21 protein-coding genes and 1 pseudogene are annotated in these 26,894 nt (G+C 42.3%); 11 read left to right on the forward strand and 11 right to left on the reverse strand.

Annotated elements, in window-relative coordinates; genetic code table 11:
* Positions 1 to 114 precede the first annotated feature (114 nt).
* The 3 genes from NOS7524_RS14845 to NOS7524_RS14855 form a co-directional block, all read right to left on the reverse strand.
* Positions 115 to 2,796: a peptidase domain-containing ABC transporter gene (locus NOS7524_RS14845; protein WP_015139290.1), complete on the reverse strand. Its 2,682-nt coding sequence runs from the start codon at positions 2,794 to 2,796 to the stop codon at positions 115 to 117.
* A complete protein-coding gene (locus NOS7524_RS14850) occupies positions 2,745 to 3,503 on the reverse strand; it encodes a peptidylprolyl isomerase (RefSeq protein ID WP_015139291.1) in 759 nt (252 codons plus the stop codon). Before NOS7524_RS14850 ends, NOS7524_RS14845 begins: the two co-directional genes overlap by 52 nt.
* Before the next feature lie 243 nt (positions 3,504 to 3,746).
* A complete protein-coding gene (locus NOS7524_RS14855) occupies positions 3,747 to 4,544 on the reverse strand; it encodes a TIGR00297 family protein (RefSeq protein WP_015139292.1) in 798 nt (265 codons plus the stop codon).
* A 422-nt stretch (positions 4,545 to 4,966) separates the two neighbouring features.
* Here NOS7524_RS14855 and NOS7524_RS14860 point away from each other — a divergent pair, with 422 nt between their 5' ends.
* A complete protein-coding gene (locus NOS7524_RS14860; protein ID WP_015139293.1) occupies positions 4,967 to 5,398 on the forward strand; it encodes a VOC family protein in 432 nt (143 codons plus the stop codon).
* Here the strand turns inward: NOS7524_RS14860 and NOS7524_RS14865 are convergent.
* A complete protein-coding gene (locus tag NOS7524_RS14865) occupies positions 5,328 to 5,996 on the reverse strand; it encodes an esterase/lipase family protein (RefSeq protein ID WP_041555784.1) in 669 nt (222 codons plus the stop codon). The two genes, NOS7524_RS14860 and NOS7524_RS14865, sit on opposite strands and share 71 nt — an antisense overlap.
* A 395-nt stretch (positions 5,997 to 6,391) precedes the next feature.
* Between NOS7524_RS14865 and NOS7524_RS14870 the strand changes: the two genes are divergently transcribed.
* Positions 6,392 to 6,817 carry a hypothetical protein gene (locus tag NOS7524_RS14870; RefSeq protein ID WP_015139295.1) on the forward strand — a complete coding sequence of 142 codons (426 nt, stop codon included), beginning with the start codon at positions 6,392 to 6,394 and terminating at the stop codon, positions 6,815 to 6,817.
* Between the two features lie 58 nt (positions 6,818 to 6,875).
* On the opposite strand, the gene NOS7524_RS14875 is transcribed toward NOS7524_RS14870, so the two are convergent.
* A complete protein-coding gene (locus NOS7524_RS14875) occupies positions 6,876 to 7,955 on the reverse strand; it encodes a tetratricopeptide repeat protein (protein ID WP_015139296.1) in 1,080 nt (359 codons plus the stop codon).
* 32 nt (positions 7,956 to 7,987) lie between these two features.
* Positions 7,988 to 8,695 carry a 16S rRNA (uracil(1498)-N(3))-methyltransferase gene (locus NOS7524_RS14880; protein WP_015139297.1) on the reverse strand — a complete coding sequence of 236 codons (708 nt, stop codon included), beginning with the start codon at positions 8,693 to 8,695 and terminating at the stop codon, positions 7,988 to 7,990.
* Positions 8,696 to 8,921: 226 nt separating this feature from the next.
* Here NOS7524_RS14880 and NOS7524_RS14885 point away from each other — a divergent pair, with 226 nt between their 5' ends.
* The 3 genes from NOS7524_RS14885 to NOS7524_RS14900 all read left to right on the forward strand — a co-directional run bounded on the left by NOS7524_RS14885 (position 8,922) and on the right by NOS7524_RS14900 (position 12,847).
* Positions 8,922 to 10,211 carry a sensor histidine kinase gene (locus tag NOS7524_RS14885; RefSeq protein ID WP_015139298.1) on the forward strand — a complete coding sequence of 430 codons (1,290 nt, stop codon included), beginning with the start codon at positions 8,922 to 8,924 and terminating at the stop codon, positions 10,209 to 10,211.
* A 431-nt stretch (positions 10,212 to 10,642) separates the two neighbouring features.
* Positions 10,643 to 11,794, forward strand: a complete 1,152-nt coding sequence (locus NOS7524_RS14895) for an FIST signal transduction protein (protein WP_015139300.1) — start codon at positions 10,643 to 10,645, stop codon at positions 11,792 to 11,794.
* Positions 11,795 to 11,809: 15 nt separating this feature from the next.
* The gene (locus NOS7524_RS14900; protein WP_015139301.1) at positions 11,810 to 12,847 is read left to right on the forward strand and encodes a sensor histidine kinase; all 1,038 of its coding nucleotides are present in this window, start codon (positions 11,810 to 11,812) and stop codon (positions 12,845 to 12,847) included.
* A 115-nt stretch (positions 12,848 to 12,962) separates the two neighbouring features.
* On the opposite strand, the gene NOS7524_RS14905 is transcribed toward NOS7524_RS14900, so the two are convergent.
* Entirely contained in the window at positions 12,963 to 14,525 is a 1,563-nt protein-coding gene (locus NOS7524_RS14905; protein ID WP_015139302.1) for an NAD(P)H-quinone oxidoreductase subunit N, read from the reverse strand.
* Between the two features lie 179 nt (positions 14,526 to 14,704).
* A complete protein-coding gene (locus NOS7524_RS14910) occupies positions 14,705 to 17,149 on the reverse strand; it encodes an ATP-dependent helicase (RefSeq protein WP_015139303.1) in 2,445 nt (814 codons plus the stop codon).
* Between the two features lie 133 nt (positions 17,150 to 17,282).
* On the opposite strand from NOS7524_RS14910, the gene NOS7524_RS14915 reads away from it, so the two are divergent.
* A complete protein-coding gene (locus NOS7524_RS14915; protein WP_015139304.1) occupies positions 17,283 to 19,946 on the forward strand; it encodes a U32 family peptidase in 2,664 nt (887 codons plus the stop codon).
* 45 nt (positions 19,947 to 19,991) lie between these two features.
* Here the strand turns inward: NOS7524_RS14915 and NOS7524_RS30755 are convergent.
* Positions 19,992 to 20,183 (reverse strand): annotated as a pseudogene (locus tag NOS7524_RS30755) (transposase family protein); the annotation flags it as partial.
* Positions 20,184 to 20,389: 206 nt separating this feature from the next.
* Positions 20,390 to 20,710 (reverse strand): ArsR/SmtB family transcription factor, encoded by a 321-nt coding sequence (locus tag NOS7524_RS14920; RefSeq protein WP_015139305.1) that lies wholly within the window; start codon positions 20,708 to 20,710, stop codon positions 20,390 to 20,392.
* 80 nt (positions 20,711 to 20,790) lie between these two features.
* On the opposite strand from NOS7524_RS14920, the gene trxA reads away from it, so the two are divergent.
* The 5 genes from trxA to NOS7524_RS14945 all read left to right on the forward strand — a co-directional run bounded on the left by trxA (position 20,791) and on the right by NOS7524_RS14945 (position 24,712).
* The gene (trxA, locus tag NOS7524_RS14925) at positions 20,791 to 21,123 is read left to right on the forward strand and encodes a thioredoxin (protein WP_015139306.1); all 333 of its coding nucleotides are present in this window, start codon (positions 20,791 to 20,793) and stop codon (positions 21,121 to 21,123) included.
* Between the two features lie 239 nt (positions 21,124 to 21,362).
* Complete coding sequence (locus NOS7524_RS14930) at positions 21,363 to 22,028, forward strand: nitroreductase family protein (RefSeq protein ID WP_015139307.1); 666 nt, start codon at positions 21,363 to 21,365, stop codon at positions 22,026 to 22,028.
* 243 nt (positions 22,029 to 22,271) lie between these two features.
* Entirely contained in the window at positions 22,272 to 22,970 is a 699-nt protein-coding gene (locus NOS7524_RS14935; RefSeq protein WP_015139308.1) for a glutathione binding-like protein, read from the forward strand.
* A gap of 290 nt (positions 22,971 to 23,260) precedes the next feature.
* The gene (locus NOS7524_RS14940; protein ID WP_041555786.1) at positions 23,261 to 23,752 is read left to right on the forward strand and encodes an orange carotenoid protein N-terminal domain-containing protein; all 492 of its coding nucleotides are present in this window, start codon (positions 23,261 to 23,263) and stop codon (positions 23,750 to 23,752) included.
* Between the two features lie 432 nt (positions 23,753 to 24,184).
* Entirely contained in the window at positions 24,185 to 24,712 is a 528-nt protein-coding gene (locus NOS7524_RS14945) for an orange carotenoid protein N-terminal domain-containing protein (protein ID WP_015139310.1), read from the forward strand.
* A 150-nt stretch (positions 24,713 to 24,862) separates the two neighbouring features.
* Here NOS7524_RS14945 and shc read toward each other — a convergent pair whose 3' ends face one another.
* Positions 24,863 to 26,779 (reverse strand): squalene--hopene cyclase, encoded by a 1,917-nt coding sequence (shc, locus tag NOS7524_RS14950; RefSeq protein WP_015139311.1) that lies wholly within the window; start codon positions 26,777 to 26,779, stop codon positions 24,863 to 24,865.
* Between the last annotated feature and the right edge of the window lie 115 nt (positions 26,780 to 26,894).

Raw genomic sequence — 26,894 nt, forward strand, 5'->3', positions numbered from 1 at the left:
TCAAAGGAGTGCGATCGCAATGACAAAAATAGGGTATTGTGGGGTAATCTTTGCTTAAGTCTTGACGAATATTGGTGTTGGGTCTCCTTCCGTCAACCCAACCTAAACCTGATATTACACGTTTGCTTGCTGGCGTTGATACAGTGACCAGTACAAACCCTTTTGCTGCAATAATTGTGCATGAGTACCATGTTCAGCAATGACACCGCGTTCCAAGACTAAAATCTGATCTGCTCGTTTCAAAGGTGCAAAGCGGTGAGCAATCAAAAATACAGTCCGGTTAGCGGAAACTTTTTGCAGATTTTGCAATACCTGCTGTTCAGTTTCACTATCTAAGGCACTGGTGGCTTCATCTAAGATTAAAATCGGTGCATCCGAGAGAAACAACCTTGCCAAAGCAATCCGTTGTCTTTGTCCCCCAGATAAAGCTGTACCCCGTTCCCCAACGTTAGTTTCGTAACCATAAGGTAGTTGACTGATGAAGTCATGGGCTACAGCCATTCTGGCAGCTTCTACTACTTGTTCAGCAGTAATGTTGGGATTGCCCAGGGTGATATTTTCCAAGATAGAACCGTTAAATAAAAAGTCTTCTTGGAGAACTACACCAATTTGTTGTCGCAGTGAAGATAAATCTGCACTCTTAATATCAAATCCATCAATGAGAATCCGTCCTGATTCAATTTGATACAGTCGTTGCAATAGTTTAGAAAGGGTACTTTTACCAGAACCACTACGTCCGACAATGCCCACAAATTGTCCTGGTTCGACATGAAAGGAAATGCCCCTTAACACAGGTTCAGTATTAGCTTTATAACGGAAAAACACCTGTTCAAAAGTAACTTGTCCTTTCAGGGGTGGTAATACTAACCCTGTCCCCATTTCGGCTTCTGGGGCGACGTTGAGAATATCGCCAATTCTGTCTACTGAGAGTAGAACTTGTTGCAGATTTTGCCACAATTGGACTAAGCGCAACAGTGGACCTGTTACCCTTCCAGATAACATTTGAAAAGCTACAAGTTGCCCAACTGTCAGCTTTTGTTCAATAACTAATTTTGCGCCAAACCAAAGGATTAATAGGGAAGAAAAATTAGTAAGAAAGTCACCAATATTACTACTAATATTGGAAGTAGTAGAAGCTTTAAACCCAGTACGTACAAATCTAGCAAATAACCCTTCCCAGCGATCGCGGGCTACGGATTCAGCCGCATGGGCTTTGACAGAATGGATACCAGTGATTGTTTCTACTAAAAATGACTGACTATCGGCACTCCGGTTAAAGGTTTCGTTTAACCAGTTCCGCAAAATCGGTGTCGCCACTATCGTCAAGGTAGCGAACAATGGCAACACTGCCAACGCCACAAAGGTAAGCGAAATATTGTAGTAAAACATCAATGCCAGATAAACCACAGCAAAGATGCTATCTAAAATTACCGTTAATGCTGTACCTGTAAGAAACTGGCGAATTTGTTCCAGTTCTTGGACTCTGGCGACGGTATCCCCCACGCGCCGTGACTCAAAATAAGCCAAGGGCAACCGCATCAGATGGCGAAATAACTGGGCTGATAAACTTAAATCTAAGCGCCGGGCTGTATGGGTAAAGATAAATAGCCGGAGAATTCCGAGTATAGACTCAAATAAAGCGATAAACAACAGCGCGATCGCCATGACATCGAGAGTGGGTAAACTCTCTTGCACCATGACTTTATCAATCACCACCTGGGTAATCAGTGGTGTGCCTAAACCCAATAGCTGCAAGGTAAAAGAAGCCAGTAAAACTTCTCCTAACAGTCCCCGGTATTTCCAAACGGCTGGAATAAACCAACTCAGGTTGAATTTTTCTTGCTGGGATATCAGTTCTACTTGCCACAACCTACCATCCCAGAATTGATCAACCACCGATTGGGGCAGACTTTCACAAATACTATCAGGATGGAGGGGATTAGCGATAATTAAGCGATCGCCTTTGACACCATAGGCTACCACCCAAGTAGGTTTATCAGGTAAGTCCGATTGCCACTGTAATAAAGCCGGAAACGACAATTGCCGCAATTCTTCCCAACTGACTTGCAACCGCCGCAGCACTAAACCCAACTTTTCCCCTGCTTCTACCACCTGCTTCGGGTTCTGCCCCCGCAGTTGGCGTTGTACCCATTCCAGTTTGACAGGGTTATCTAACTGTTGGGCTGCCATTGTTAAACAAGCAGCAGCCGTATTCCACCCAGCTACAAAAGGATAATTTTGGGCAACTGGCGTAGGAGTTTGGGGAATTGCTCCCGGTTCTGGCAAAGGCTGCTGTGAAACATAAGGCTGGTATTCTGTCCCCTCAGTAGCGATTTCTGGATTTTCCTGTTTTACCGGATTTAACCAAAAATTTTCGATCTCCGGGGTAGATATTTCTGCCCACAGTTTCGTATCCCAACAAACTACTACTACCTCTTTACTAGCCGCTACAGCCTTATAATCCCCTGGTAATTTTTGTAAATCGCCAAACCAGTCTCCCGCCTGTAAGGCTGCTAAAGGTTGACCGGTATCTTCTTCCCGTAAGCGCACCTTACCAGCAATAATAAAAAACTGATAACCTCCCGTTTCATTTGACCAAATTTTTTCACCGAGTCGATATTGGCGGGTTTCTAAACGATGTTCTAATTGGGATTTTTGCTCAGGATTGAGCAGGTTCAGAGGTGGTTGATTCCAGGGTATAGCAGCTAGCAATTTTTTTCTTAGAGATTCATTATCCTGAAGTTTTAACTCACTTGTAATTTGACTGTCAGCTTTTGAATTTTCTCCGCTAGCCATTTTTCAAATAATTCGTTTTGTAGTGCTTGTTTTAGTTGAGTATCTTCTAGAGACGCTGGTAAAAATTGTTCTACGCGAAACAAACCATAACGTCCGTCGAGTTCTATCGGCCCTACGACTTGCCCAGGATTGGCAACATCAATAGCAGCCCTTAAGACATCTGGCATCGTTCCCCGGCTAATTGGTCCCATCATGCCGTTGACAATGCGATCGTCTGCTAGTGAATATTCCTTAGCTAATTGCTCAAAATTTCCTCCTTCTTCGATTTGTATTTGTAACTCCTCTGCTAGTTCTCGACTATCAACAACAATCCGCGAAATCACCACCCGATCTAAAAAGATTTTCCGTTCAATAAAATATTCTGAAAGTTTCGCTGCTGTCACTAAAGTTTTGAGTTTTTCTACCTTAAAGTTGAAAGCAATTGATGCGTGGAATGTTGCGTAATCTGTACCATTTTGCTGTAGCCATGCTTGAAAAGCTTGGGGGTCAGCAAGTTGATTTTTTAGGCGAAAATCAATCACGGTCTGTTCAGTTGCGGCTGGATTAATTTCAATATCATCTCGCGTGCTAATTTCTTGCTCAATCACATACTGACGAAGGACATCACCAATAAATTGAGCTAGTTTCCCTGAAGTTTGCAGATATTTTACTGTCTTTTCTACAGAAATTGGCTGGTCATCAATGCTCAAAAATGATAAAGTTTCCATGAACTAACCTGGTAAAAACAGCTAAAATTTTATAAACTAAAAATAAGGAATGGCAACTGTTAACAATAAAAATTGTTTTATTAATACAATTTTCTATTTTGACTGATATTTTTTGCCATAGGCATAACAGTCAAATTCAGCCATGAAGCCGAAAGTGACTCTCAAAATAATTGGGTAAACGCTAAGAAAATTAACGATTCAAGAGTGCTGAGGAAAAAATACTAGCCTCTAGCCTTGATCTACTTATGCAGTCACACTCATCCAAATAAATGCGAATAACATAGCGGCGATCGCACCAATAAAAGTGTTAATAATATTAACTACTTCATTCGTCAGCCAAGTATATTTAGCTTGCAGAGTTGCCCCAATCACACTTTCTAAATTGGTAGCAATGAAAGCTGCCAAAATACACCAAGCAATTCCCAAGGGTTGTAGCAAACCGACACCCCAACCTACAATAGCGATCGCAATTGAAGCCACCACACCCGCTAAAGTACCCTCTAAACTTACCGCCCCCTCTGTACCTCTCGGCACTGGTTGCAGTGTCGTAATTAAAAAGGTACGTTGACCATAGGCTTTACCCACTTCACTAGCACAGGTATCAGACAGTTTGGTGCTGAAACTGGCGACATAGCCTAATAAAAGCAGGGATTGGGGATTGGGAATTGGAGATTGGGGATTGGGTAAGAGGAGTCCGGCATTAATTAATCCGAATCCTACAGCACACAACGCGCCAGTCAAAGCAGAACCCCAGACATTTTCCGGGCCTCTTGCGCCGGAACGCTTCTCGGCAATGCCTTCCGCTTCTTTTTGTGCCATGCCAATGCGTGTCACACCAGAACCAACTAAAAAATAGAACATTACTACTACATATCCCTGCCAACCTAGAGTTCCCCAAATCAATACGCCCAGTAACCAAGCGTGGAGTAATCCCGCAGGGGTCAGCAGCTTTTTAGGAGCAAACCATACTAAACTCAATAAAATTGTGTTCAGTCCTACTCCCACTAACCAAGGATTGGCAGAGTTTAAAAATGAGAACATCAGCCGTGAACCAAGAGTAGTTTTGCCAAGATATCAACAGAATAGCGAATTTTAGACCTGACGGCAGAATTTAGCATTCAGAACTCAGAATATCCTGCTGGACTAGCTACAAGCTGTATATCTCGAAGTTTTCGTTTCTGTAACTTACTCAGTGACAAACTACTATATTTGCTTGATTGTCTTTACCCCCTCATCCCTCAAGTGCATTGTTTATATTCACTTTACGGGTAGAAAAAGAAATCAACAGGCAAAACAGCAAAAAAATTATGTTCAGGTTTTACACTTCTCGTGAGGTTTTATGAATCTTTACAGCATCATCTGATCCCAACACCGTCACCAGAATATAAGTTAAGTTAATCTAAAACTGTATTCCAGTTAACTACCATCAGGAATACAGCATTTTTCCCTACTCCCCAAACCCTATGAATCAAACTTTATTTCACCTCGCATTTCCCGTCACCGATATTGCTCAGGCCAAAGCATATTATGTTGATGGCTTAGGCTGCATACCCGGACGTGAAAACCCCCAAGCCCTGATTCTTAATCTTTATGGTCATCAATTAGTAGCTCATCTCACCAAAGAACCTGTAACACCTCAGCGTACTATCTATCCCAGGCACTTTGGTTTAATTTTTACTCAAGAAACAGACTGGGAGGAACTCTTACAACAAGCACAACAAAAACAGCTTTTGTTTCGTGAACTCCCGAAAAATCGCTTCGTTGGTTCTCCCTTAGAGCATCGCACTTTCTTTTTAGAAGATCCGTTCTATAACTTAATGGAGTTTAAATATTATCGCCACCCAGAGGCGATTTTTGGTAGCTATGAATATACGCAGATTGGTGATAGGACTTAACTGGTTCTGCCAAGGCTGCTGCTACAGATGCTATACACCGGGAGTCTGTCAACATCCATGAATGTAATGCTACGGGAATGATGACTTCTTTACCTACGGGCATTTTAGAACTATGCGTAGGAATAATCATTAAATCATAAGGTGTCCAAATAGAAGTAAAGTTCAACTGCTGCAACATCACAGCATCAGTATTTAAATCTTTGAGAAAATCACTGTTCGGACGCATTTGCACGCATCCAGGATTCTGGGAAGCGTAGGCAACGACAGTACCATAATGTGGTGAAGAAATTGTAATGAACCGTTGCACACGGTTAATTCCTCCCAATCGTTGGATATAGTAACGGCTGACAATTCCACCCATACTGAAGCCGACTATATCTAGGGGTTGTTCGGGTGGAAAAGTTTTGGCAATATAGTCAGCTAGTTGCTGTGCCAATACATCTAGACCAACTTCACCCCTATTAGGTAGTAAATCCAGTGAATACACAGGCCAACCCTGTTGTCCTAAAAAAATAGCCATTTGATCAAATACAGCTTCTGTATCGGTAATGCCATGTACCAACAAGACGGCATTACGCTGCTGGTTTTTCGTTTTCATTTTCCAATTCATCTACATCAAGCCTGTAGAAAATGTAACTGAGTCTAATCCCCGTCTGTAAGCGGATTATGACACTCTTTTGACTGGTTGAGAATACTACCATTGATATTAACCATTGATACCCATCCAAGAAAGCAATGTTAAATTTTGTTAAGCATTCTTTCAGAATCTTGCTCTAAGTTAGGGTAAAATTTAATAATTAATCTTCAGTAGTTGCAGCTTGTAAGTGCTGGTAAGCAAGAGTCCGAAACCTTTACTTTTAGTATTAAGCTGGATTAAAAACAAACCAATCAAGTTTGTTGAATGAATAGCTAATAGTCAAAAAAGTTAGTATTCTGACGTAATTTTTAACATTTCAGTCAACTTTACAAATACAGAACTCAGGAGCTAGTCTAATGTTCGGTTTTCTCAAAAATTTATTTGCTGGCATCGTTAGTTTCATTACTGGTTTGCTACCTGGTAAGAAAAATGGTGGTTATTACTTACAAATCGATGATGAAACTGTTACTGAACCAAAACCAGCAGCACCTAAGACAGAAACAACCAATGGTACAAAAGCTACTCTAGCCGCAGAACCTGCTACACCAGCCCCAACTCCTAAACAGCCAGCTAAAGTAGAAGCTGCCACAAATGGCAAAGCTGCTCCAACTGAACCTACACCAGCACCAGTGGCTAGTACCAAAACAACTGCACCAACTGAAACGACATTTGCACCTAAATATTTAGCGCCTTCAGGTGCTGGCTCTAATGGTCGTCGTCGTCCGGGAGCAAATATGAATAACTTTTTGGACATGGCCAGTCAAGTTAAAACTCCTGGCTAGGATTTCTCAGTAAAGAAATATCTCTTCACTGTTAAAGATGCCCTACGCCCTTACATCCCTACACCCCCATACCCCTTTTCATAAAAATTAGCCCGCTATAGAGATGAAATGCTGAGTCCCAATTAGTCTTATCCCTACGAAACAGACGGATATGAGATTGGATGTTACTCAGCATTTCTGTTTGTTCTAGGACTGTTTCGGCAAAGGGTGTGAACTCTGACAAAAGTGGAACTTGTGATAGATAGTGTTGCATCCAGTCTAGTAAGGCATTCCAATTAATTCTGATGGTATTTTGGCTCGCTACAGAAGTAATTTCTATACCTCTCTGGAATTCATAGCTATGATCAGATATGCGTAAAATGCAGCGTCTTTCTGGTAAGTGTAAATCACAAAATTGTGCGTAGTCCTGTGTTTGGGTTTTGCGTTCTAGTTTGCGGTTGGCATTGACATCTACAACTTCTTCAAAAATCGGCAATAACCCCATGACTCGCGCTGTTACTTCTGACCAATCAAAGGTCAGAGTACCAAGTTGATTTAACTGGTTGCAGCAACTAACGGTAGGTTTGGGCTGAGATTCTAAGAAATATTGAACTTGAAAAACTTGTATTTGTGCGATCGCAGTTAGACTTGTCCACAAGCAAGGAATCCCCGCTTGCTGTAACTGCATACCGTAAAATTTGAGTTCGCCGATTCTCCCTGTCCGATAAAATTTCCAACTGCGGCTAGGGAGTAACAATTTAGCAGTGTAGGGGTCTAACTGCATAACCTGGGCAAATTTTGGTGCTAGTTGGTTTTTTTGGTCATGACTGAGGGGTTCTAAAATTAATACCCCTGGTTCAGTATCGTTTGGTGTGGCTGTGGCTTGGGCGATCGCTCTTTGTCTTTCCTCTCGCTCAATTTCTTGTAGTCTTTGTAACCCTTGCCGCGCTTGCGCCACAATTTTGTTATTCGTGGTACTCAAAAGTAGTTGCCGATAAGTTTTATCTGCATCTCGGCGTTTCCCTGAAACTTCTTGTAGTCTGGCTAGATAAAACTGCACCCAAGGGTTGTCCGGAGATTCTCTGAGGAGCTGTTTGAGTAATTTTGCAGCTGTTTGATAATCCTTACGCTCAAAAGCGATCGCCACTTGCTCAATCATGAAATATTTTCTGCACGCTGGAGATAAATCCTTTATACTTCACAGACTGCGGTAATTAGGGATAATGCGACGATGGGGGCGGTGACTGCTCGTAAGATGCGACGACCAAGGGATACTGGTTGAAATCCAGCTGCGATCGCTCCTTCCACCTCTGCGGCTGTCCAGCCCCCTTCCGGCCCCGTAGCAATTACAATCTCTCCACTAATCTGAGTCAGGGCATTTTGGAGATGCACCAACTCACCCCGCGCTTCACAAATATAGCGGTGAGTGGCTGTATTATTAGTGACAGCGTGACTAAAAGCCACAGGTTCTAAAATTGTCGGCACAAAAGCCCGTTCTGATTGTTCTGCGGCTTCATTAGCGATGCGTCGCCAACGTTCCAGTTTTTGGGGGCTAGGGTTTAGTAAAGTGCGATCGCTCAACACAGGTGCAATACAAGCTACTCCCAACTCTGTACAACACCGCACCACTTCATCAAAGCCGCTACCTTTAGGTAAGGCAATCATTAAAGTAATGGCTACAGGTAACTCAGTCTCCACAATTAGCGGTTCTAAAACCTGTGCTTGTTCCCCTGCTATCTTTGCTAACCACCACTTACCCCGCCCATCCATAGCAATGAAATGCTCACCCTCATATAAGCGCAACACCCGTCTTAAATAGTGTTGTTGCTCCGGTGTGAGTAAAATTTGCTCTTGCTGGATTTGAGTAGGTGCGATCGCAATTCGTTGTAGTTGAGCCATGTTAGCAGTCTGCTGAGATTTCTGGAATTATTAGCGTAGTTAGGTGACAGGTTACAGTTTACAGGGGACAGGAAAGGAAGAGGATCAGGTGTAGTGAATTTTGATGCACTAGCGCAGGCTACGTCAAGAAAAATCAACTGATGAATATTTTGGAAATTAGCTGCTCAAACTGTTGTTTTGGCTGTTTTTCTGGGCAAGATAACTATAAACTTGAATTTCTATAAAAATGCTGCCTACATCAACCGCAAATAACTTAATTTTAGTTGTAGATGATACTCTTACTAATCTAGAAATTATCTCTATTGCACTGACTGAGGAGGGATTTGATGTAGCTACAGCGATTAATGGAGAAACAGCTTTACAGCAGATTGCATCGCGATTACCAGATTTAATTTTATTAGATGTGATGATGCCCAGAATGGATGGCTTTGAGACTTGTAAAAACTTAAAGAATAATCCAGTTACTCAGGATATTCCAGTTATCTTCATGACTGGAATTACAGATACAGAAAGTAAGGTGAATGCTTTGAGTTTAGGAGCAGTTGATTATATTACTAAGCCTTTTCATAAAGCAGAGGTCTTAGCTCGGATCAAAGCACATTTACAATTGAGTATTTTAACTAAAAATTTAGAACAAAGGGTAGTAGAACGAACGGCTGAACTGGATCAAGCATTGCGAGAATTACAAGATTTTCAAGTCCAGTTGATACAACAAGAAAAAATGTCTGTGTTGGGTCAATTAGTTACAGGAGTGGCTCATGAGATTAATAACCCAGTTAGTTGCATTTATGGCAATTTAGGTCATGCCTTCACATATTTCCAAAATATGATCAATCTCATTGACCTTTATCAATATTACTATCCTGAACCAGTGACAGATATTCAAAACCAAATGATAGAAATGGATTGGGAATATGTGCGTTCTGATTTACCCAATGTAATTTTTGCTATGAAAGAAGGGATTCAACGCATTCGAGATATTAGTAGTAGTCTCAGAATTTTTTCGAGGTCAGATACAGAAAATAAAGCGGAGTGCAATATTCATGAATGTATCGATAGCACTCTGTTAATTCTCAAACATCGTCTTAAAGGATCTGAAAATTGTTCACCTATTGAAGTTATTAGAAATTATGGTGATTTACCATCTATACAATGCTTTCCTGGACAATTGAATCAGGTATTTATGAATATTTTGGCTAATTCGATTGATGCCTTGGAGGAGCCTAGTTATAAATATAGTGTAGATAATCCCCGGCAAATTTTTATTCATACCTTCCTAAGTAAAAATAAAAATCAAGTTTTTATTAAAATTAAGGATAATGGTATTGGAATGTCAGAGGAAATTCAGCAAAAGATTTTTGAGTATTTATTTACTACTAAAACTGTCGGTAAAGGTACAGGATTAGGATTAGCGATCGCTCGTCAAATTATTGTGCAGAAACATCAGGGTACTTTAGAGGTAAATTCTCTCATTGGTAAGGGTTCGGAGTTTACAATTACAATCCCGACAGCATAGCTTTTTCATAGCTCAACATCTACATACAGTAGATTCGATGTTTATGAGGTACAGCAACTAATTGAAAAAAGTAATGAGTAATAAGTAGTGAGTAATAAGTAAATTTCTTACTCATTACTCATTACTCATTACTCATTACTCATGATGTACCTCACTTACTTCAAAAGTGCTGTAGGATTTCTGCACTATCTAGACTTCGCTTTCATCAAAAGTGAATTTTCTCCCCAAATTTGGGAACTCTATGCTTATATAGGAATCCTATTTGATTTTTGTTGGCGTAGCCTGCGCTGGCGCATACAAATTCAGTACCAATTGAAAAGGTTGATTCCCTACTCCCAGCCTACGCAAGTCAGTATGGCTACACTTCTGGTAAGGGATACAACAATCAAAGCGGATTACTATAAAGGCTGATTCACCAGAGAGCTAAATTGATGTTTAAGATAGTAGTTGGCCATAGCAATGACCCAGACTCATTAGCAGGAGTTGAGGAAGTAATTCAGCAATGCAATAATTCCCTAACTGGAGATATTCCCCAAGCCGGAATTCTATTTACTGCGATTGACTTTAACCATCCTCTCATCCTGCAACAAATTTATCAGGCTTTTCCAGGAATTGAGTTAATTGGTGGAACTACGGATGGAGAAATTTCATCGGTATTAGAGTTTCAACAAGACTCAATTACTTTAATGTTGTTTTGTTCAGATGAAATAGAAATTTTTGCAGGTGTGGGACAGAAAGTTTCTCTAGATCCCATTATCGCTACCCGGCAAGCTGTAGAACAAGCAAAAGCCAAAACGACTAAAGTCCCTCAACTTTGCTTAACCCATCCAGAAAGTCTGACTACGAGTGGAGTTTCCATATTAAATGGCTTAAAACTGGCTTTAGGAGAAAAATTTCCCATCTTCGGTGGTTTAGCAGCCGATCAATCAAAATACCAAAATACTTATCAATTTTTTCAAACACAAGTCCTCAGTGATTCTGTACCAGTTCTATTGTTTTCTGGGAATGTTCTATTTTCTTACGGTGTAGCTAGTGGTTGGTTGCCCATTGGTAAAACTAGCAAAGTTACTAAAGTAGAGAAGAATATAGTCTATGAAATTGATGATAAACCAGCTTTAGACTTCTACCGCCATTATCTAGGTACGCTACCACCTTCAATGGAATATCCCCTAGCAGTATTTGATGAAGAGGGAGTAGGTTTCTATCTCAGAGCGCCAATCGCCCATGATGAAACAACAGGTAGTATTACATTTTTTGCAGATATTCCTGAGCAAGCAACTATCCAAATTGCCGAAGCAGGACATCAGGATATTTTGGCAGCTACGAACGCATCATTTATGAATGCCATAAATAATTATCCAGGAAAAGAGCCAGCAGGTGTGCTATTTTTTTCCTGTGTAGCGAGGCGGCAAATATTGGGTATGAAAACTCAACAAGAATACCAGAACACTAAAAATTATTTTGATAAGTTTATTCCTGCTTGTGGTTTCTATTCTAATGGCGAAATTTCCCCGATAAATTACACTGGCAAAACGCAATTTCATAATGAAACATTCGTAACTTTAATTTTAGGCAATCAGTAAACATTTACTAAAATTATGAATTGCGAACAGGAAATCCAAAAGCTGGAAAAAGCTAATAGAATATTACAAAAAAAAATAGAACGATCAGAAGCAGACCGAATCCAGTTAGAAGAAACCAATAGAAAAAAAGAATCATTACTCAAAAAAGTAATTGATGAACTGCAAGAGTCACAAACCCAGTTAGAACAAAGAACTATAGAACTAGAAAAGACATTAATTAACCTTCAGACAATGCAGGACAAAATGTCTGTTTTAGGTAGCCTAGTTTCAGATGTAGCTCACGAGATTAACAATCCTGTGGGTTTCATTATGGGCAACATTACTCCTGCTATGGAATATATTGGTGATTTGTTATATCTCATCGAACTTTATCAACAGTGTTATCCCGACCCACCAAAAGTAATCCAAAAACAAATTGATCTGATGGATTTAGAATATGTACGTGAGGATCTACCCAAACTCATTACTTCTATGAAAGAAGGTACTGATCGCATTAACAATCTCAGTGCTAGCTTGCGAAACTTCGCGCGATCCGACACAGAATCCACACTGCTTTTTAATATACATGAAGGAATTGATAGCACTCTTGTAATTTTGAAACATCGGTTAAAAGCTAATCAGAATCGCCCAGAAATTCAAGTAATTAAAAACTATGGAAATCTTCCGATAATCAAGTGTTTTCCTGGGCAATTGAGTCAGGTATTTATGAATATTTTTGCTAATGCAATTGATGCTTTAGAAGAGTCTAATCATGGGCTAAGTTTTGCAACAATTGAAGAAAAACCAAATAAAATTATTATTCAAACCGATTTCAATTCTCAGAATAATTTTGTTGTAATTCGCATTAAAGATAATGCTTTAGGTATACCGAAAGCAGTGAAGACCAAAATTTTTGAACATTCATTTACTACTAAACCTGTAGGCAAAGGTACGGGTTTAGGGTTAGCAATTGCTCATCAAATTATTGTGCAGAAACACGGCGGTACTATAGAAGTTGAATCTACATTGGGAGAGGGTTCGGAGTTTATCATTACCCTGCCTATGAATTTGTGAAAATTAAGTTCGTAGTGAGGACTTTATTCCTCTCTACGAGACGCTGCGCGAACACTACAAACAAAAATGGCTAATAGTCGCAAGCTATTAGCCATTTGTGTAACAGCAGATAAATCTACAAACCTTCTGCTGGATCAGCAGGTACTGCACTTACCTTTGTACTGACTACAGATGTGGTTTGTAAGATAGGGGTATTGGTGACAGAATTATTTGCCAAAGTAAATAGAGGATTTGACAAAATTCCGGCGAGGGAAGTAGCAATTAAAGTGACTATCAACCCTACTTGCAAAGGTCTAAATCCAGGCAAATTCCAACGTATTTCGGGATAGTTTTTCACTACGTCAGACATTTCTTGGGGTTCTTTGACTACCATCATCTTAACTACGCGGATGTAGTAGTAGATGGAGACAACACTGGTAACTAGACCTAGTAAGACTAACCAGTAAAGACCTGCTTGCCAACCAGCCCAGAATAGGTAAATTTTGCCGAAAAATCCAGCTAGAGGCGGAATACCACCCAAGGATAACAGGGAGAGACTCAGTCCGAGTGTGAGCAGTGGGTCTTTTTGATATAACCCAGAGTATTCGGCAATTTGGTCGGTTCCTGTCCGTAGGGAGAACAGAATTACGCAGGTAAAGCCGCACAGGTTCATGAACAAGTAAACCAGCAAGTAAAAGATCATGCTGGCGTAACCTGCATCAGTCCCAGCAATCAAGCCAATCATCACAAACCCAGCTTGGGCAATGGATGAATAAGCTAGCATCCGTTTCATACTGGTTTGGGCAAGGGCGACAACGTTACCCAAAATCATACTGAGAACAGCTAAAGCTGTGAACACAAACTTCCATTCCTCAGCGACGAGGGGGAAGGCTGTAGTTAGTAAGCGGATAGCAAGGGCAAATCCGGCTGCTTTGGAACCAACGGATAAAAAGGCGATCACTGGGGTAGGTGCGCCTTCATAAACGTCTGGTGTCCACTGGTGGAAAGGTGCAGCAGAGATTTTAAACCCAATACCTGCGATGACAAATACTAGGGCAATCACCAAACCCAAGGATTGACCAACATTAGCTTGAGCAATACCGTTGGCGATCGCACTTAGTTCTGTTTGACCACCGGAGAGTCCATACAGCAATGATACACCGTACAAAAATACTGCTGTACTGGAAGCTCCAATCAACAGATATTTGAGCGCCGCTTCATTAGAGCGGGGGTCACGCTTGGTATAACCTGTCAACAAATAAGAGGAAATACTCAGGGTTTCTAGTGAGATGAAAATCATCACCAATTCACTAGCTCCAGAGACAAACATCCCTCCCAGAGTAGCGGTCAACAAAATTGCGATGAATTCTGCTAAAGCGGTGCCACTCTGTTCAATGTAGCGAATTGACATCAGTATAGTGACTGCGGCTGACAAAGCAACGATACCGCGAAAAACAATACTGAGGTCATCACCGTTAAAGCCACCGCTAAAAGAGATGGGATTAGTAGCATCCCATTGGAAGCAAAGGGCGACAATCGAAGCAAGTAAACCTGCGATCGCTAGATAACCAATCCAGCGTGAGGATGTGCGCCCTAAAATCAAATCAACGATCAAAACCCCCATGAGGGTGATAATGACAATTCCCTCTGGTAAAATCGTTCCCGCATTTAATTGGGATGCAAGATTAGCAAAATCCATGAGATATATAGGTTTTGGCGATTAGACATCAAGGCTAACTGTGTTCACTCTAGCAATTTTTCTTGGCCAAAGTTGCATTAACTTATATTTTGGGGGATTGGGGACAAATCAATTCAAAATTCAAGAATGCTTGGGGATTGGGGACTGGGGACTGGGGATGGGGGAAAACTTCTACACGCCTACACCCCACTCTCAGGAAACTGACGCTTCAAGGCTGAGAAAACTGGACACGCAGCTTGTTCTTGTAGATTTTCTGGTTTACTCCAAGTGAAGGGGGCTTTTTGTGCGGCGGACATCCACAATAATTGTTTGGCTCTGGTCATGGCTACGTAGAGTAAACGATACTCCTCGGCGGTTTTGAGGTGCTTGGCTTGCTCCCAGGCTTGGGTGACTTCGGGGATGCTGTCTTCACCGTGGAGTGCAGCCCGAATTTGGGCGCGAGCTACTTCTGATAGTGTAAAGTCACCTAAAAACTGGCTTTGGGGAGGAACCCAAAACCGTCCAGGAATTAGATTTTCATGGAGAAAGGGAATAAATACATAGTTCCAATCCAATCCTTTGGCTTTGTGCATGGTAATAATTGTTATTTGACCAGCACGGGTGTAACGGGCTTCTGCATCTTCGGTTTCCACTGGTTCAAATCTTTCCGAACTGACAATTTCACTTAAAACGGCCAGCATTGCCCCCATTGAATTATTACCAGCTATTTGCTTGTTGACTCGTTCTGAGAGTTTGTCAGCAGTCGCTAGTTCGGCTTGATCATAATTTAATGTCAAAGCCAAGAAGGAAATTAACTGATACAAAGGCAGTTCCAAACGAGCGCGGAGTAAGCTACGACAGAGGTGAGAAGCTTTTTGGACTGGTTCTGGCTGGGGTGCAGCTAAGGGGCCGGGATAGAGAAATTCTTCTGGGAGACTAGCGAGGGCGTTCAAGTCTTGGGTGGGAATTAACTGACGCTGTACCAATACTTCCAAAGCGGCTTTTAGATAATCGGGGGAATGGGGGCGATCGCAAAATTGTAGCAGTGCCAAAATTTCCTGGGGAACATGGGAACGGCGATCGCTTTCTCCCACATCAAAGATTGTAATTTTATGCTCTTGACATATAGGCTCTAGTGCTTCAGCTAACCACCGTCCCTGACGATTTTCTCGCACCAAAACCGCCGCACTTTTACTGAAATCTTCGGTTAATAACTCAATCACTCTTTGACCAAGTAATTCCACTGTGTGATGAATGTCACGGGGCGTATATAGTTCTAAGCCTCTACCTACTGGTGCGGGGTTGACATCAACTTGGTTGACTGGGCGGATAGTTTGTAGACTAAAAGGACTAGGGAGATGGGGAGACTTTTGATTTTTAGCCCCATAAAAACTATTTACCCATTCCAGAGCAAAATTAGCGGCTGCAATAATCATGCCGGTACTGCGACCAGCTTGATCCATTGTTGCTAGTCTGGCAGAGCGATCGCACTGTTGGCAAAATTCCCGAAAATAAATCGGATCAGCCGGGGTAAAAGTCGAGTTAATCGCTTGGTTAGGATCACCGACGCGGATAAGGTTGATGGGGGAGTGGGGACTGGGGATTGGGGACTGGGGAGTTGGGACTGGGGATTGGGGATTGGGGACTGGGTAAAAGTTGTTCTCCTCGGCTCCTCTGCTCCCCTGCTCCCCTGCCCCCCTGCTCCCCTGCTCCCCTGCTTCACTGTGACTGGCCAAAATCTCTAATAGCTGCGTCTGCAATGGACTAGAATCTTGGGCTTCGTCTTCAAAGACGGCGAAGACTTGGCTTTGCTCGATACGGCGGGCGCTGTCGTTTTCTAGGACGCGCAGGGCGGCTAAAATCATGTCGTCGTAGTCAATGAAGTCACGCGATCGCATCAGGTTTTGATATTCCTCATACAATCCGGCGGCTATAGTTAAAATTTCATACGCGTCTGTGGTTTGTTGACTCCATTGCCGCAATTTTTCTGGTAAAATGCCCGAACTTTTGGCTTCATGAATGACTGTAGTTGCTAAGTCTGGTAAAACTTCGGTTCTTAGCACCGATTGACGACGTAACCTTTCAGTTTCTTCGCCGTCAAATTGCTGTCCTTCCAACAACTGAGCATAAAGCCTGGGGTGATTGGCAATCCATTGTTCTACGGCGGTGCGAATAAAGCGGTGGCTTTGATTGGGTGTAATGAGGGTGACGTTTTCTAACTCTAAACCTGATAAATCAGGGTGACGATTGGCAATATTTAAAGCTAGACCATGCAGGGTATAAACAGCAAAACCAGTTTGAGGTAAAGATAATTTTTTTAAGTAATCACGAATTTTTAATTTAATATTAGCAGCCGCCGAGCGCGTAAAAGTTACTACCACTAACTGACGGCGAGCCGATGGGCGTGATTGAGTAGCATTTTGATATTGCCGAGCGATCGCGATCGCTGCTGCTGCCGCCATCCCCGTAGATTTACCAGCACCAGGAACCGCAGAAACAGCCAATGGCCCTGATTGCCAATCAGCCATCTGTTGTTGTCCAGGGCGCAAAGTCTTGCGAATGTCTAAAATTTTCTCTTGTAAAGCCGCCACCAGTGAAGGTTGAGCCGATGGCGATGCAGTAGCAGTAACATTACTTTCTAGCATAGCTGTATGGAGCGAAGAAGCAAGGGATAAAAACTAATAACTATTGACTGTGGACTATTGACTATTACCCACACCTAACTGTCTTTAATTTAGATAAAATCACTATGGTGATACTTAACCTAATCTAAACCTAATGGAAATTGCCCGCTCACAAAATCCCCAATCATCGTTTCAACGTCCTGAAATCCTTGCACCTGCTGGTAACTGGGAGTGTGCTAAAGCGGCTGTAGAAAATGGGGCGGATGCAATTTATTTTGGTTTAGATCGGTTTAATGCCAGAATGCGGGCGCAAAATTTTACTGAGGCGGATTTACCTCAATTAATGGCATTTCTGCACCGTCGAGGTGTAAAGGGTTATGTCACTGTCAATACCCTAATTTTCCCTAAAGAATTAGCCCAAGCACAGCAATATCTCCGGACAATTATTGCTGCTGGGGTGGATGCGATCATCGTTCAAGATGTGGGGATTTGTCGTCTGATACGTCATCTATCACCGGATTTTCCGATTCACTCCTCTACGCAAATGACAATCACCAGTGCGGCTGGAGTAGACTTTGCTAAGTCTCTCGGTTGTCATTTAGTGGTGCTGGCGCGTGAATGTTCCCTCAAAGAAATTAACAAAATTCAGCAGCAGATTGCCCAACGTTCAGCGACTTTACCGCTAGAGGTATTTGTTCACGGTGCTTTATGTGTGGCTTATTCCGGGCAATGTTTAACCAGTGAAGCTTTAGGTGGACGTTCCGCAAATCGGGGTGAATGCGCTCAAGCTTGCCGGATGCCCTATGATTTAATCGCTGATGGGGAAATTGTAGACTTAGGCGATCGCAAATATTTACTCAGTCCCCAAGATTTAGCCGGGTTGGAAGTATTACCAGAGTTAGTCAAGTCCGGCGTAACCAGTCTCAAAATTGAAGGTCGGCTGAAAGCGCCAGAGTATGTTGCTAATGTCACCCGTGTTTATCGCCAAGCATTAGATCGGGTGATGGAAAAATTGCAAAAACCTAACCCCTTAACCCCCTTCCCTACTAGGGAAGGGGGAATAAAAGCTACCCTGGCTGTGTCGGAGAGAGAGCGGAGGAGAGGTCAAGAAAGCTACAACTTGGAGATGGCGTTTTCTCGTGGACTTTATACGGGTTGGTTTGAGGGGATTAATAATCAAGAGTTGGTTCATGCGCGATTTGGGAAAAAGCGGGGGGTTTATTTAGGTGAAGTTATCCGCATTCGCAATGAACAGGTGATAGTGAGGCTAGAAGCACCCCTGAAAGCTGGGGATGGAGTGGTGTTTGACTGTGGTCATCCAGAGGCTAGGGAAGAAGGTGGTCGAGTTTATGGAGTCATACAGAAAGGTGAAGATGCAGTTTTAACCTTTGGACGAGGTGATTTGAACTTCCGCCGGATTCATGTCGGTGATAAGCTGTGGAAAACCAGCGACCCGGAATTAGATAAACAACTGCGTCAGAGTTTTGCCGGGGATAATCCCCAATTTCAGCGTCCGATTGACGTGGAAGTTTATGGAGAGGTGGGTGAGTTATTGGTGGCGATCGCACGCGATGAACTTGGTAACATCATACAGGTACAATCAGAAATTTTACTGGTAGAAGCACACACCAAACCTCTAGATACAGACCGCCTCAAAGAACAGTTTGGTCGTTTGGGTAACACCCCTTTCTGTTTGGGAACATTAACTAATCATCTCAGTGGCGCTGTGATGTTACCCGTGAGTGAATTAAACCGGATGCGCCGAGAAATCGTCACCCAGTTAGAAGACTTACGCAGCCAACCCCAACGCTGGCAATTAAATCATCACGCCTCCTTCCAAGACCTACTTCCCCCTAAATCCCCCACATCCCCCACATCCCCCACACTCATCGTCCTAGTCCGCAACCTCAAACAACTCCAAGCCGCCCTCAAAACTGGTGTAGAAACCCTTTACTGTGAATTTGAAGACCCCCGTGCCTATCGGGAAGCAGTCAGGTTAGTAAATGAAGTGAGACAAGGGCGACAAGGTAGCACTTCCCCCACCTTGCGAGAAGCTAACACTACATCTCCCCCCTCCCCACTCCCCACTCCCCACTCCCCACTCCCCAGCATCTGGGTCGCTCCTCCCCGCATTACCAAACCTGGGGAAAACTGGATTTTGCAACAAGTCCGGGCTTCTCAAGCAGATGGCTATCTGGTGAGGAACTACGACCAACTAGAGTTTTTCGCCGCAGACCATTGTATTGGTGATTTCTCTCTTAACGTTGCCAACCCCTTAACAGCAGGCTATTTCAAACAGCATTTTGGTTTGGAACGGCTAACAGCATCCTATGACTTGAACGTTAACCAACTGGAAGATTTACTCACAAGTTGTTCACCCCAATGGTTTGAGGTGACAATTCATCAACATATGCCAATGTTCCATATGGAACACTGCGTTTTTTGTGCTTTTCTCTCGGCAGGGACAGACTATACAAACTGTGGCAGACCTTGTGAAAAACATGAAGTGAAATTAAGAGACCGAGTAGGCAGTGAACACATTTTGCTAGCAGATACAGGTTGCCGCAACACTGTATTTAATGGTACTGCCCAAACTGGAGCAGAATACGTACAGCGCCTGATAGACTTGGGATTGGGTCAGTTCCGCATTGAATTTGTCAATGAAACCCCAGAACAGGTGAGTAAAATCATACAGCGTTATCAACAATTACTCCAAGGTGAAATTACAGGTTCTCAACTCTGGCGCGAGTTGAAATTACACAATCAACTGGGTGTCACTCGTGGCCCTATGGGCGTGGCTACGGCTGGTATTCATTAGGTGACAGGTGATAGGTGACAGGTGACAGTAGACCTCTTGCACGAATCAAGAAAACAGGGCAAGTTCATAGTTGAGAAGCCAGGCAATCAAGTTGCAACGTAGACCAAAACGTTTTCTGCGATTACGATATTATTCTTTGAGGATGCGAAAAATCTTCAATCGGCGGTTGATATGTTCACCAACAACACGTAGTTGAGCTAAATTGCGATTATGCTGACGTTCAGGAGTGGATAAATTACGTAAATTTCTTACTCATTACTCATTACTCATTACTCATTACTCATTACTCATTACTCATTACTCATTACTCATTACTCATTACTCATTACTCATGATGTACCTCACTTACTTCAAAAATGCTGTAAATCAAAACATTACATAAAACCATGTAGAGATGTAGCAATGCTATGTCTCTACATGGTGTTTCGGAAATGCTTATTTGTCTATTGACACACCAACATCGGTGGAGCCGATCGCAATACTGCATCTAGTAACCCTGGAAACAGTGCTTCTAAATCTTCTTTCCTTAACTTGTTAATGTGCTGTGTCCCTTCCTTACGGCTCAAGACAACCCCTGACTCTCTGAGGATTTTAAAATGATTAGACATAGTAGACTTCGCGATCGCAAAATCAAAGTCAGCACAACATTGTTCTCCCTTGGTGGCTAGCAATCTCACAATCTCTAGCCGTACAGGATCACCAAGTGCATACAGCACTCCTGGTAAAGATATATTTTTTCGGTCTGGATGATATAAAAATTTCATATTTGCATTATCTCTTAAATTGACGTATATTTTAATTATTCGATATTATCGAACAAATGAATTAAATCAGGAGGACAACTATGTCATCCGTCACAAATGTTACAGAAGCCACATTTAAACAAGAAGTGCTGGACAGTGAAATTCCAGTATTGGTGGATTTTTGGGCCCCTTGGTGTGGGCCTTGTCGGATGGTAGCCCCAGTTGTCGATGAAGTTGCTAGCGAATACGCAGGACAGGTAAAGGTGGTGAAGCTGAACACAGATCAAAATCCCACTGTTGCCAGTCATTATGGAATTCGTAGCATTCCTACACTAATGGTATTTAAGGGGGGGCGGCAAGTCAGTACAGTTGTGGGGGCAGTTGCCAAAACCAGTCTGACTAAAACTTTAGTACAGCATATTCAGCAAGAGTAATACATCTGGTGGGCAATGCCCACCTCTACAAAATGAAAGGCAATAGGCACTCTTGCAATAGGTAATAGGCAATAGCCAATTGTGACTAAATTGCTATACTCTACTGGCAGAGCAGCTGGAATTAAAGAAGTTTTCACTACTGAATATGAAACAAGATGCTGAGGCTAGTGTTTTGACTAAAAACTCAGAAATCTTGCAGAGCTTCATGTCGTTAAATCCAACAATCTTAGGAGAATCTCATGAGTACAATCACCCAAATTCAACCTCTAGATGTACCTAAAGCTATTATTCAACGTCGCTCAATCAAAACTTTTAAAACCGATTCCATAGCGCCAGAACTGCTCAAACAATTAGTAGAGTTAACCGTAGCTGCACCTAGTAGTTTTAATATCCAAGACTGGCGGATCATTCTGGTTCAAGATGAGGCGCAAAAAGCGGCTTTATCAGCTGCCTCTTGGAATCAAAAGCAAATTATTGAAGCTCCAGTTACCTTTGTTTTCGCAGCCGATCCCACCGTTGGAGAAGGAGACTTAACCCCAGTATTTGAAAAAGCGTTGCAAACTGGCGCGTGGAACGAAGGCACTGTCAATTATTTTAAAAATGCTATTCCCCAATTTCAAGCAGGCTTAGGAGACAAACGCCGAGAATATGCCATTAAAGACGCAATGATTGCCGCGACTCATTTAGTCCTAGCCGCAGAAAGCCTGGGACTATCTACCTGTTTTATGAATGGTTGGATTGAAGAGAAAGTCAAAGAAGTAATTGGTGCAGCCGAAAATCCTGATTTAGCGATCGCAGTTTTAGTTCCTGTAGGCTATGCTGCCGAACCCCGCTTAGATCCCGGTCGCTTGCCATTATCTTACAACGTTTCTATAGACACAATTAATCATCCCTATCAAGGGTAATTTGCGAGTGCTGAGTCGGGAGTGGGGAGTATAAGGATAATTTCAATTATTATTTGTTCTCCTCATTCCCAGTCCCCAGCGCCCTTTCAAGGGACTTCCAGAGAAAACAATATTCCAAATGTAGGGTGCGTCAGTATGAATAATTTTTCGGTGTAGTTAGGTTTTCTGACACTGACACACCCTACTAAACTGTCAATTCTGGATAATTTATTTTTTGGTATTCCCCAACCAGGAGACATCACCATGATTGACCTATATTATTGGACAACACCTAACGGCCACAAAATCACTGTTTTTTTAGAAGAAGTCGGTTTACCTTACAACATCATCCCTATCAATATCGGCGCTGGCGACCAGTTTAAGCCAGAGTTTCTCAAGATTTCCCCCAATAATCGTATCCCAGCCATTGTTGACCATGAACCAACAGGAGGGGGTGAACCAATTTCTGTGTTTGAATCTGGTGCGATTTTGTTGTATTTGGCGGAAAAAACCGAGAAATTAATCCCCCAAAACCTGCGGGGACGCATGGAAGTTTTGCAATGGCTATTCTGGCAAATGGGGGGTTTAGGGCCGATGGCTGGACAAAATCACCACTTTAGCCAGTATGCGCCTGAAAAGATTGAGTATGCTATTAACCGCTACGTCAATGAAACAGCACGTTTATATGCCGTGTTAGATAAGCGATTAGCAGATAGAGAATTTGTTGCTGGGGATTACTCCATTGCAGATATCGCGGCTTATCCTTGGATAGTACCCCATGAGCGTCAAAGCCAAAACTTGGATAATTTCCCCAACCTCAAGCGTTGGTTTGAAGCAATTCAAGCGCGTCCAGCCGTAATTCGCGCCTATGAGAAAGCAGAAGCTTTCAAAAATCAGGCACTAGATATCGAAAAGTCGAGGAATGTGTTGTTTAACCAGTCTGTCAACACAGTCAGGTCATAGACATCTTTGAAAAATAATGTAGAGACGTAAAATGTAGAAACTTAGTAGTGCTGCGTCTCTACTAAATTCATCTATCCTAATCAGGATAATATATATTTTTTTGTATTACTTCACGAGTAAAAGTATTTCTGAATATTGAGCAAATAGTCTGAATAATCAGTTTATTTCAATCCTACATTCTGCTGTATGATTATGCTTTTTGATTAATACACCTATATCCCTAGTAGGGTTCAAAACCTCATTTATTCTTGTTACGGTTGCTAATGAAATTAATGCCAACCGTAATCATTATGACTTATACACAAACCAGCGATCCCACTATTCGTGAATATGTCCAAGCATGGCAAAAATTAGATGTAGATGAACAGCTTGCTTTGTTTTGGTTTATTTACAAAGAAATGGGTGGTGCAATTACACCAGCAGCCCCTGGTGCTAGTACAGTTTCTCCAGAAATTGCTGAAGGTTTATTTAATCAAGTCAAAGAATTAAACCACGAACAACAATTACAATTACAACGTGACTTGATTAGAGGTGTAGATAACCAAATTAGTCGTGAATACGGCTCTTTAAGTGATACCACCAAACTATTATTTTGGTATCGTTTAGCTCAAGGTATGGAAAATACAACTATTGTTCCCATGCCTCCTAACTACCAACTTTCATCTCAAACAAAACAACTGCTGGACAAAATTAAAGCATTGTCTTTTGAAAAGCAAATCAATCTTTTCCGTGATTACATTTCACCAATGGGTGCAGAACCAAAAGCCGGGGCAGAGATTTAGGTAAGCTTGCCTAGTTTTTGAGAAACACAGGGGATAGGTGACAGGTGACAGGTGACAGGTGACAGTGAAGAGGGAATAGGAGTGTTTCTTAGGAGATAAATAAGTAAACACAGAGAAAGATTATTATTTTTCTCTGTGTTTAATAGGTTGCTCTTTAGTTTAAATGCACCCTAAATAACGCCCTTTGCTTTGTATTTCATAATTTAAGTTGATTAACTTATTAATCCATCTGTCTTTTGACTGGTTTAATAATCCTAATTTTTGGAGTAATAGTCTATCTTTTTATAGTGTCTCAAATACACCTAAAATTTTTAACCTAAACGAAAGTATAGTTAATTTCTATTACATTGATTACGCTGTGAATTTTGTTACTCAATAAATAGCAATTAATTGTGTTTTTTTTAATAAAAACCTGACATGAAGGAGAGATTTATGACTTCTACAAATGTTAATCCTGTAGCACAAGCGGTATCTAGTTTTAAAAATTTAGATATAGACGATCGCCTGGTAGTATTCGGTTCATTGTTTGGCAAAATTTCCGAGACAGTATCTACCACTGATATAGACAAGTTATCAACACAAAAAGCTGCGGATTTAGTAGCCCAAATTCAGCAACTTTCACCTGAAGAACAAGTCTATGCCTTGCGTGATTTGTTACCAGCCTCTAGAAATGATCAAAATGAAACCATGCTTGACCCCCATCCTAGTAAAGCAATGGTAGAACTGGCTCAAGGTGGTAGTAAAATTCCCACTGGTGAGTATGGGGCAATGAATGCTGAAGGTAAATTAGCTTTTTGGTATTTCTTAGGGCAAAGATTAGGCAGCACTATCATTGACATACCACGGGATTACACACCTTCACCACAAGCCACGGAATTAATTAATACCGTGAAATCTTTAAATACTAATGATTTAGTGTCTTTCCTGAAACAAGTTTTACAAACTAAAGTCAAAGCATAAAGAATTAAGTGTTGCTGATTGGGGGGACAGGGATTTTGCCTTGTGTCCCCTTTTTTTAGGGCAGAGTCAAGAATAAATATCCACTCCCCACTCCCCACTCCCCACTCCTCCGAACTTCTGAGCGGAGGAAACCTCCGCTCAGAGTTCTCTCTACTCCCTACTCCCCATCCCTTGATACTTACCTAGGGCAATCAATGGAAAATACTGCTGATAGAAGTGATATTTCAGATAAAAGTGGCAAGGAAAACCTGTACCTGTAAAGTCTGCCTCAAACCAGCTACCATCGGGTTTTTGAGTTGATACCAAATAGCTAATTCCTTTCTCAATCGCTTCATGGGCAAATGTACCAGTGGCTTCACCTGCTGCTATTAATCCAATTAACGCCCAAGCTGTTTGAGATGCGGTACTGCGTCCTTGGCCTTTGAGGCTGGGATCATTGTAACTGCGACAAGTTTCACCCCAACCACCATCTGAGTTTTGACAGCTAACTAACCAAGCTGCACCTTGTTCGATGTTACGTCTATACTTTTGGGGTGCGATGACAGCTAAAGCTGAGAGAACGCCACTCGTACCATAAATGTAATTTACTCCCCAACGTCCAAACCAACAGCCTTCCAGTTCTTGTTCGTTAAGAAGATAATTTAATGCCCGTTCTAGGTTATGAGGTGCAATGGATAAGTTACATATACCTAGCATTTCTAAGACTCTGGCGGTGACATCGGCGGTGTTGGGGTCAATCATGGCTTTCAAGTCGCCGTAGGGTATGGCGTTGAGCCAATCTTGGTCATTATCGATATCAAAAGCCGCCCAACCGCCGGGTTTACACTGCATAGATGCCACCCATTGGATAGCGCGATCGCACGCCTTCTGTTTTAATAATTCATTAGGTAACTTCGCCGCATATAGTGCCATCACCACGACAGCCGTATCATCCACATCTGGATAAAAACGATTGTCAAACTCAAACGCCCAAGCTCCCGGCTTACCTTGGCGATTTTTTACCGTCCAATCCCCATAATCGAGGATTTGCTTTTGTAATAACCATTCTCCCGCCTTGACTATCGCCGGATGATCCGGTGACATCCCAGAGTCAACAAACGCCCGCATCACCCAAGCTGTATCCCAAACTGGGGACACACAAGGCTGAACCCGGTAACTATCTTCTGTTTCGATGGCAAAATTATCAATGGCTTGCAAACCCCTTTCAACTATGGGGTCACTAGATTCATAATCCAGACACCGTAAAGCCAGCATCGAATTCAGCATGGCGGGGATAATTCCTCCCCAATCGCCTGTAGCTTCTTGCCGTTCTAAAATCCACTGTTCTGCGGCTTTGATACCTTCTGCTCTAAAAGGAATGAAATTTAAACTTTCTGCAAACTTAAATCCTTCATCTAGGGTGAGGAATAAATCTGTCCAGTCGCCATTGCGGGGTAATTCCCACCGGACATTTTCTCTACCTTCAGCGTATAACTCATCAAGATTGATGCCGGGTTTAGTGACAAAAACAGGTTTACGGTCAAAGACAATCAACAACGGCACAGTGCTAGACCGCGCCCAACTAGACATTTCGTAGATATTGACGGGGAATTCTTTCGGTAATAGCATCACCCAAGCTGGGAGAGAAGGCAAACCACGCCAGTCATAACAACCCAATAAAGCCAGGTGAAACTTTGTAAAGATGCGGGTTTTGCTGATGCCGCCCCGTTGGATAATAAAATCTCGCGCCCGGATCATATCTGGGTCAGTGGCAGGGACACCCAGTAACCTCAGCGCCATGTACGCCTCAACCGATGTGCTGAGTTCTCCGCCATCGTCATAGAATAATTCCCAACCGCCATGCTGCCGTTGTTGGGAACGCAGATATGCTGCAACTTTGTGTAGAGGTCTAGTTTTGTCTGTACCCCAAATTTTATGGAGTAAAACCACCTCAGCCGTGATGGTGACATTAGACTCTAGCTCTGCCCACCAGTAACCAGCCGGATTTTGCAGGGATAACAGATATTGTTGACTAGCTGCGATCGCTTCTGCAAGTTGATTGACTTGTACCCTGTCTTGTGTTTGCATCAAATACTACTCAAGATTTAGCTATGAACACAGCAGTACGGTGAAAAAATTTACCGCAATTATGAAATATTGTATGGTGTTTGAGGGATTTGAGGAAGGAAGGGGACAGGTGACA

It is taken from the genome of Nostoc sp. PCC 7524, from assembly GCF_000316645.1.
In the GTDB taxonomy this organism is placed as follows: Bacteria; Cyanobacteriota; Cyanobacteriia; order Cyanobacteriales; family Nostocaceae; genus Trichormus.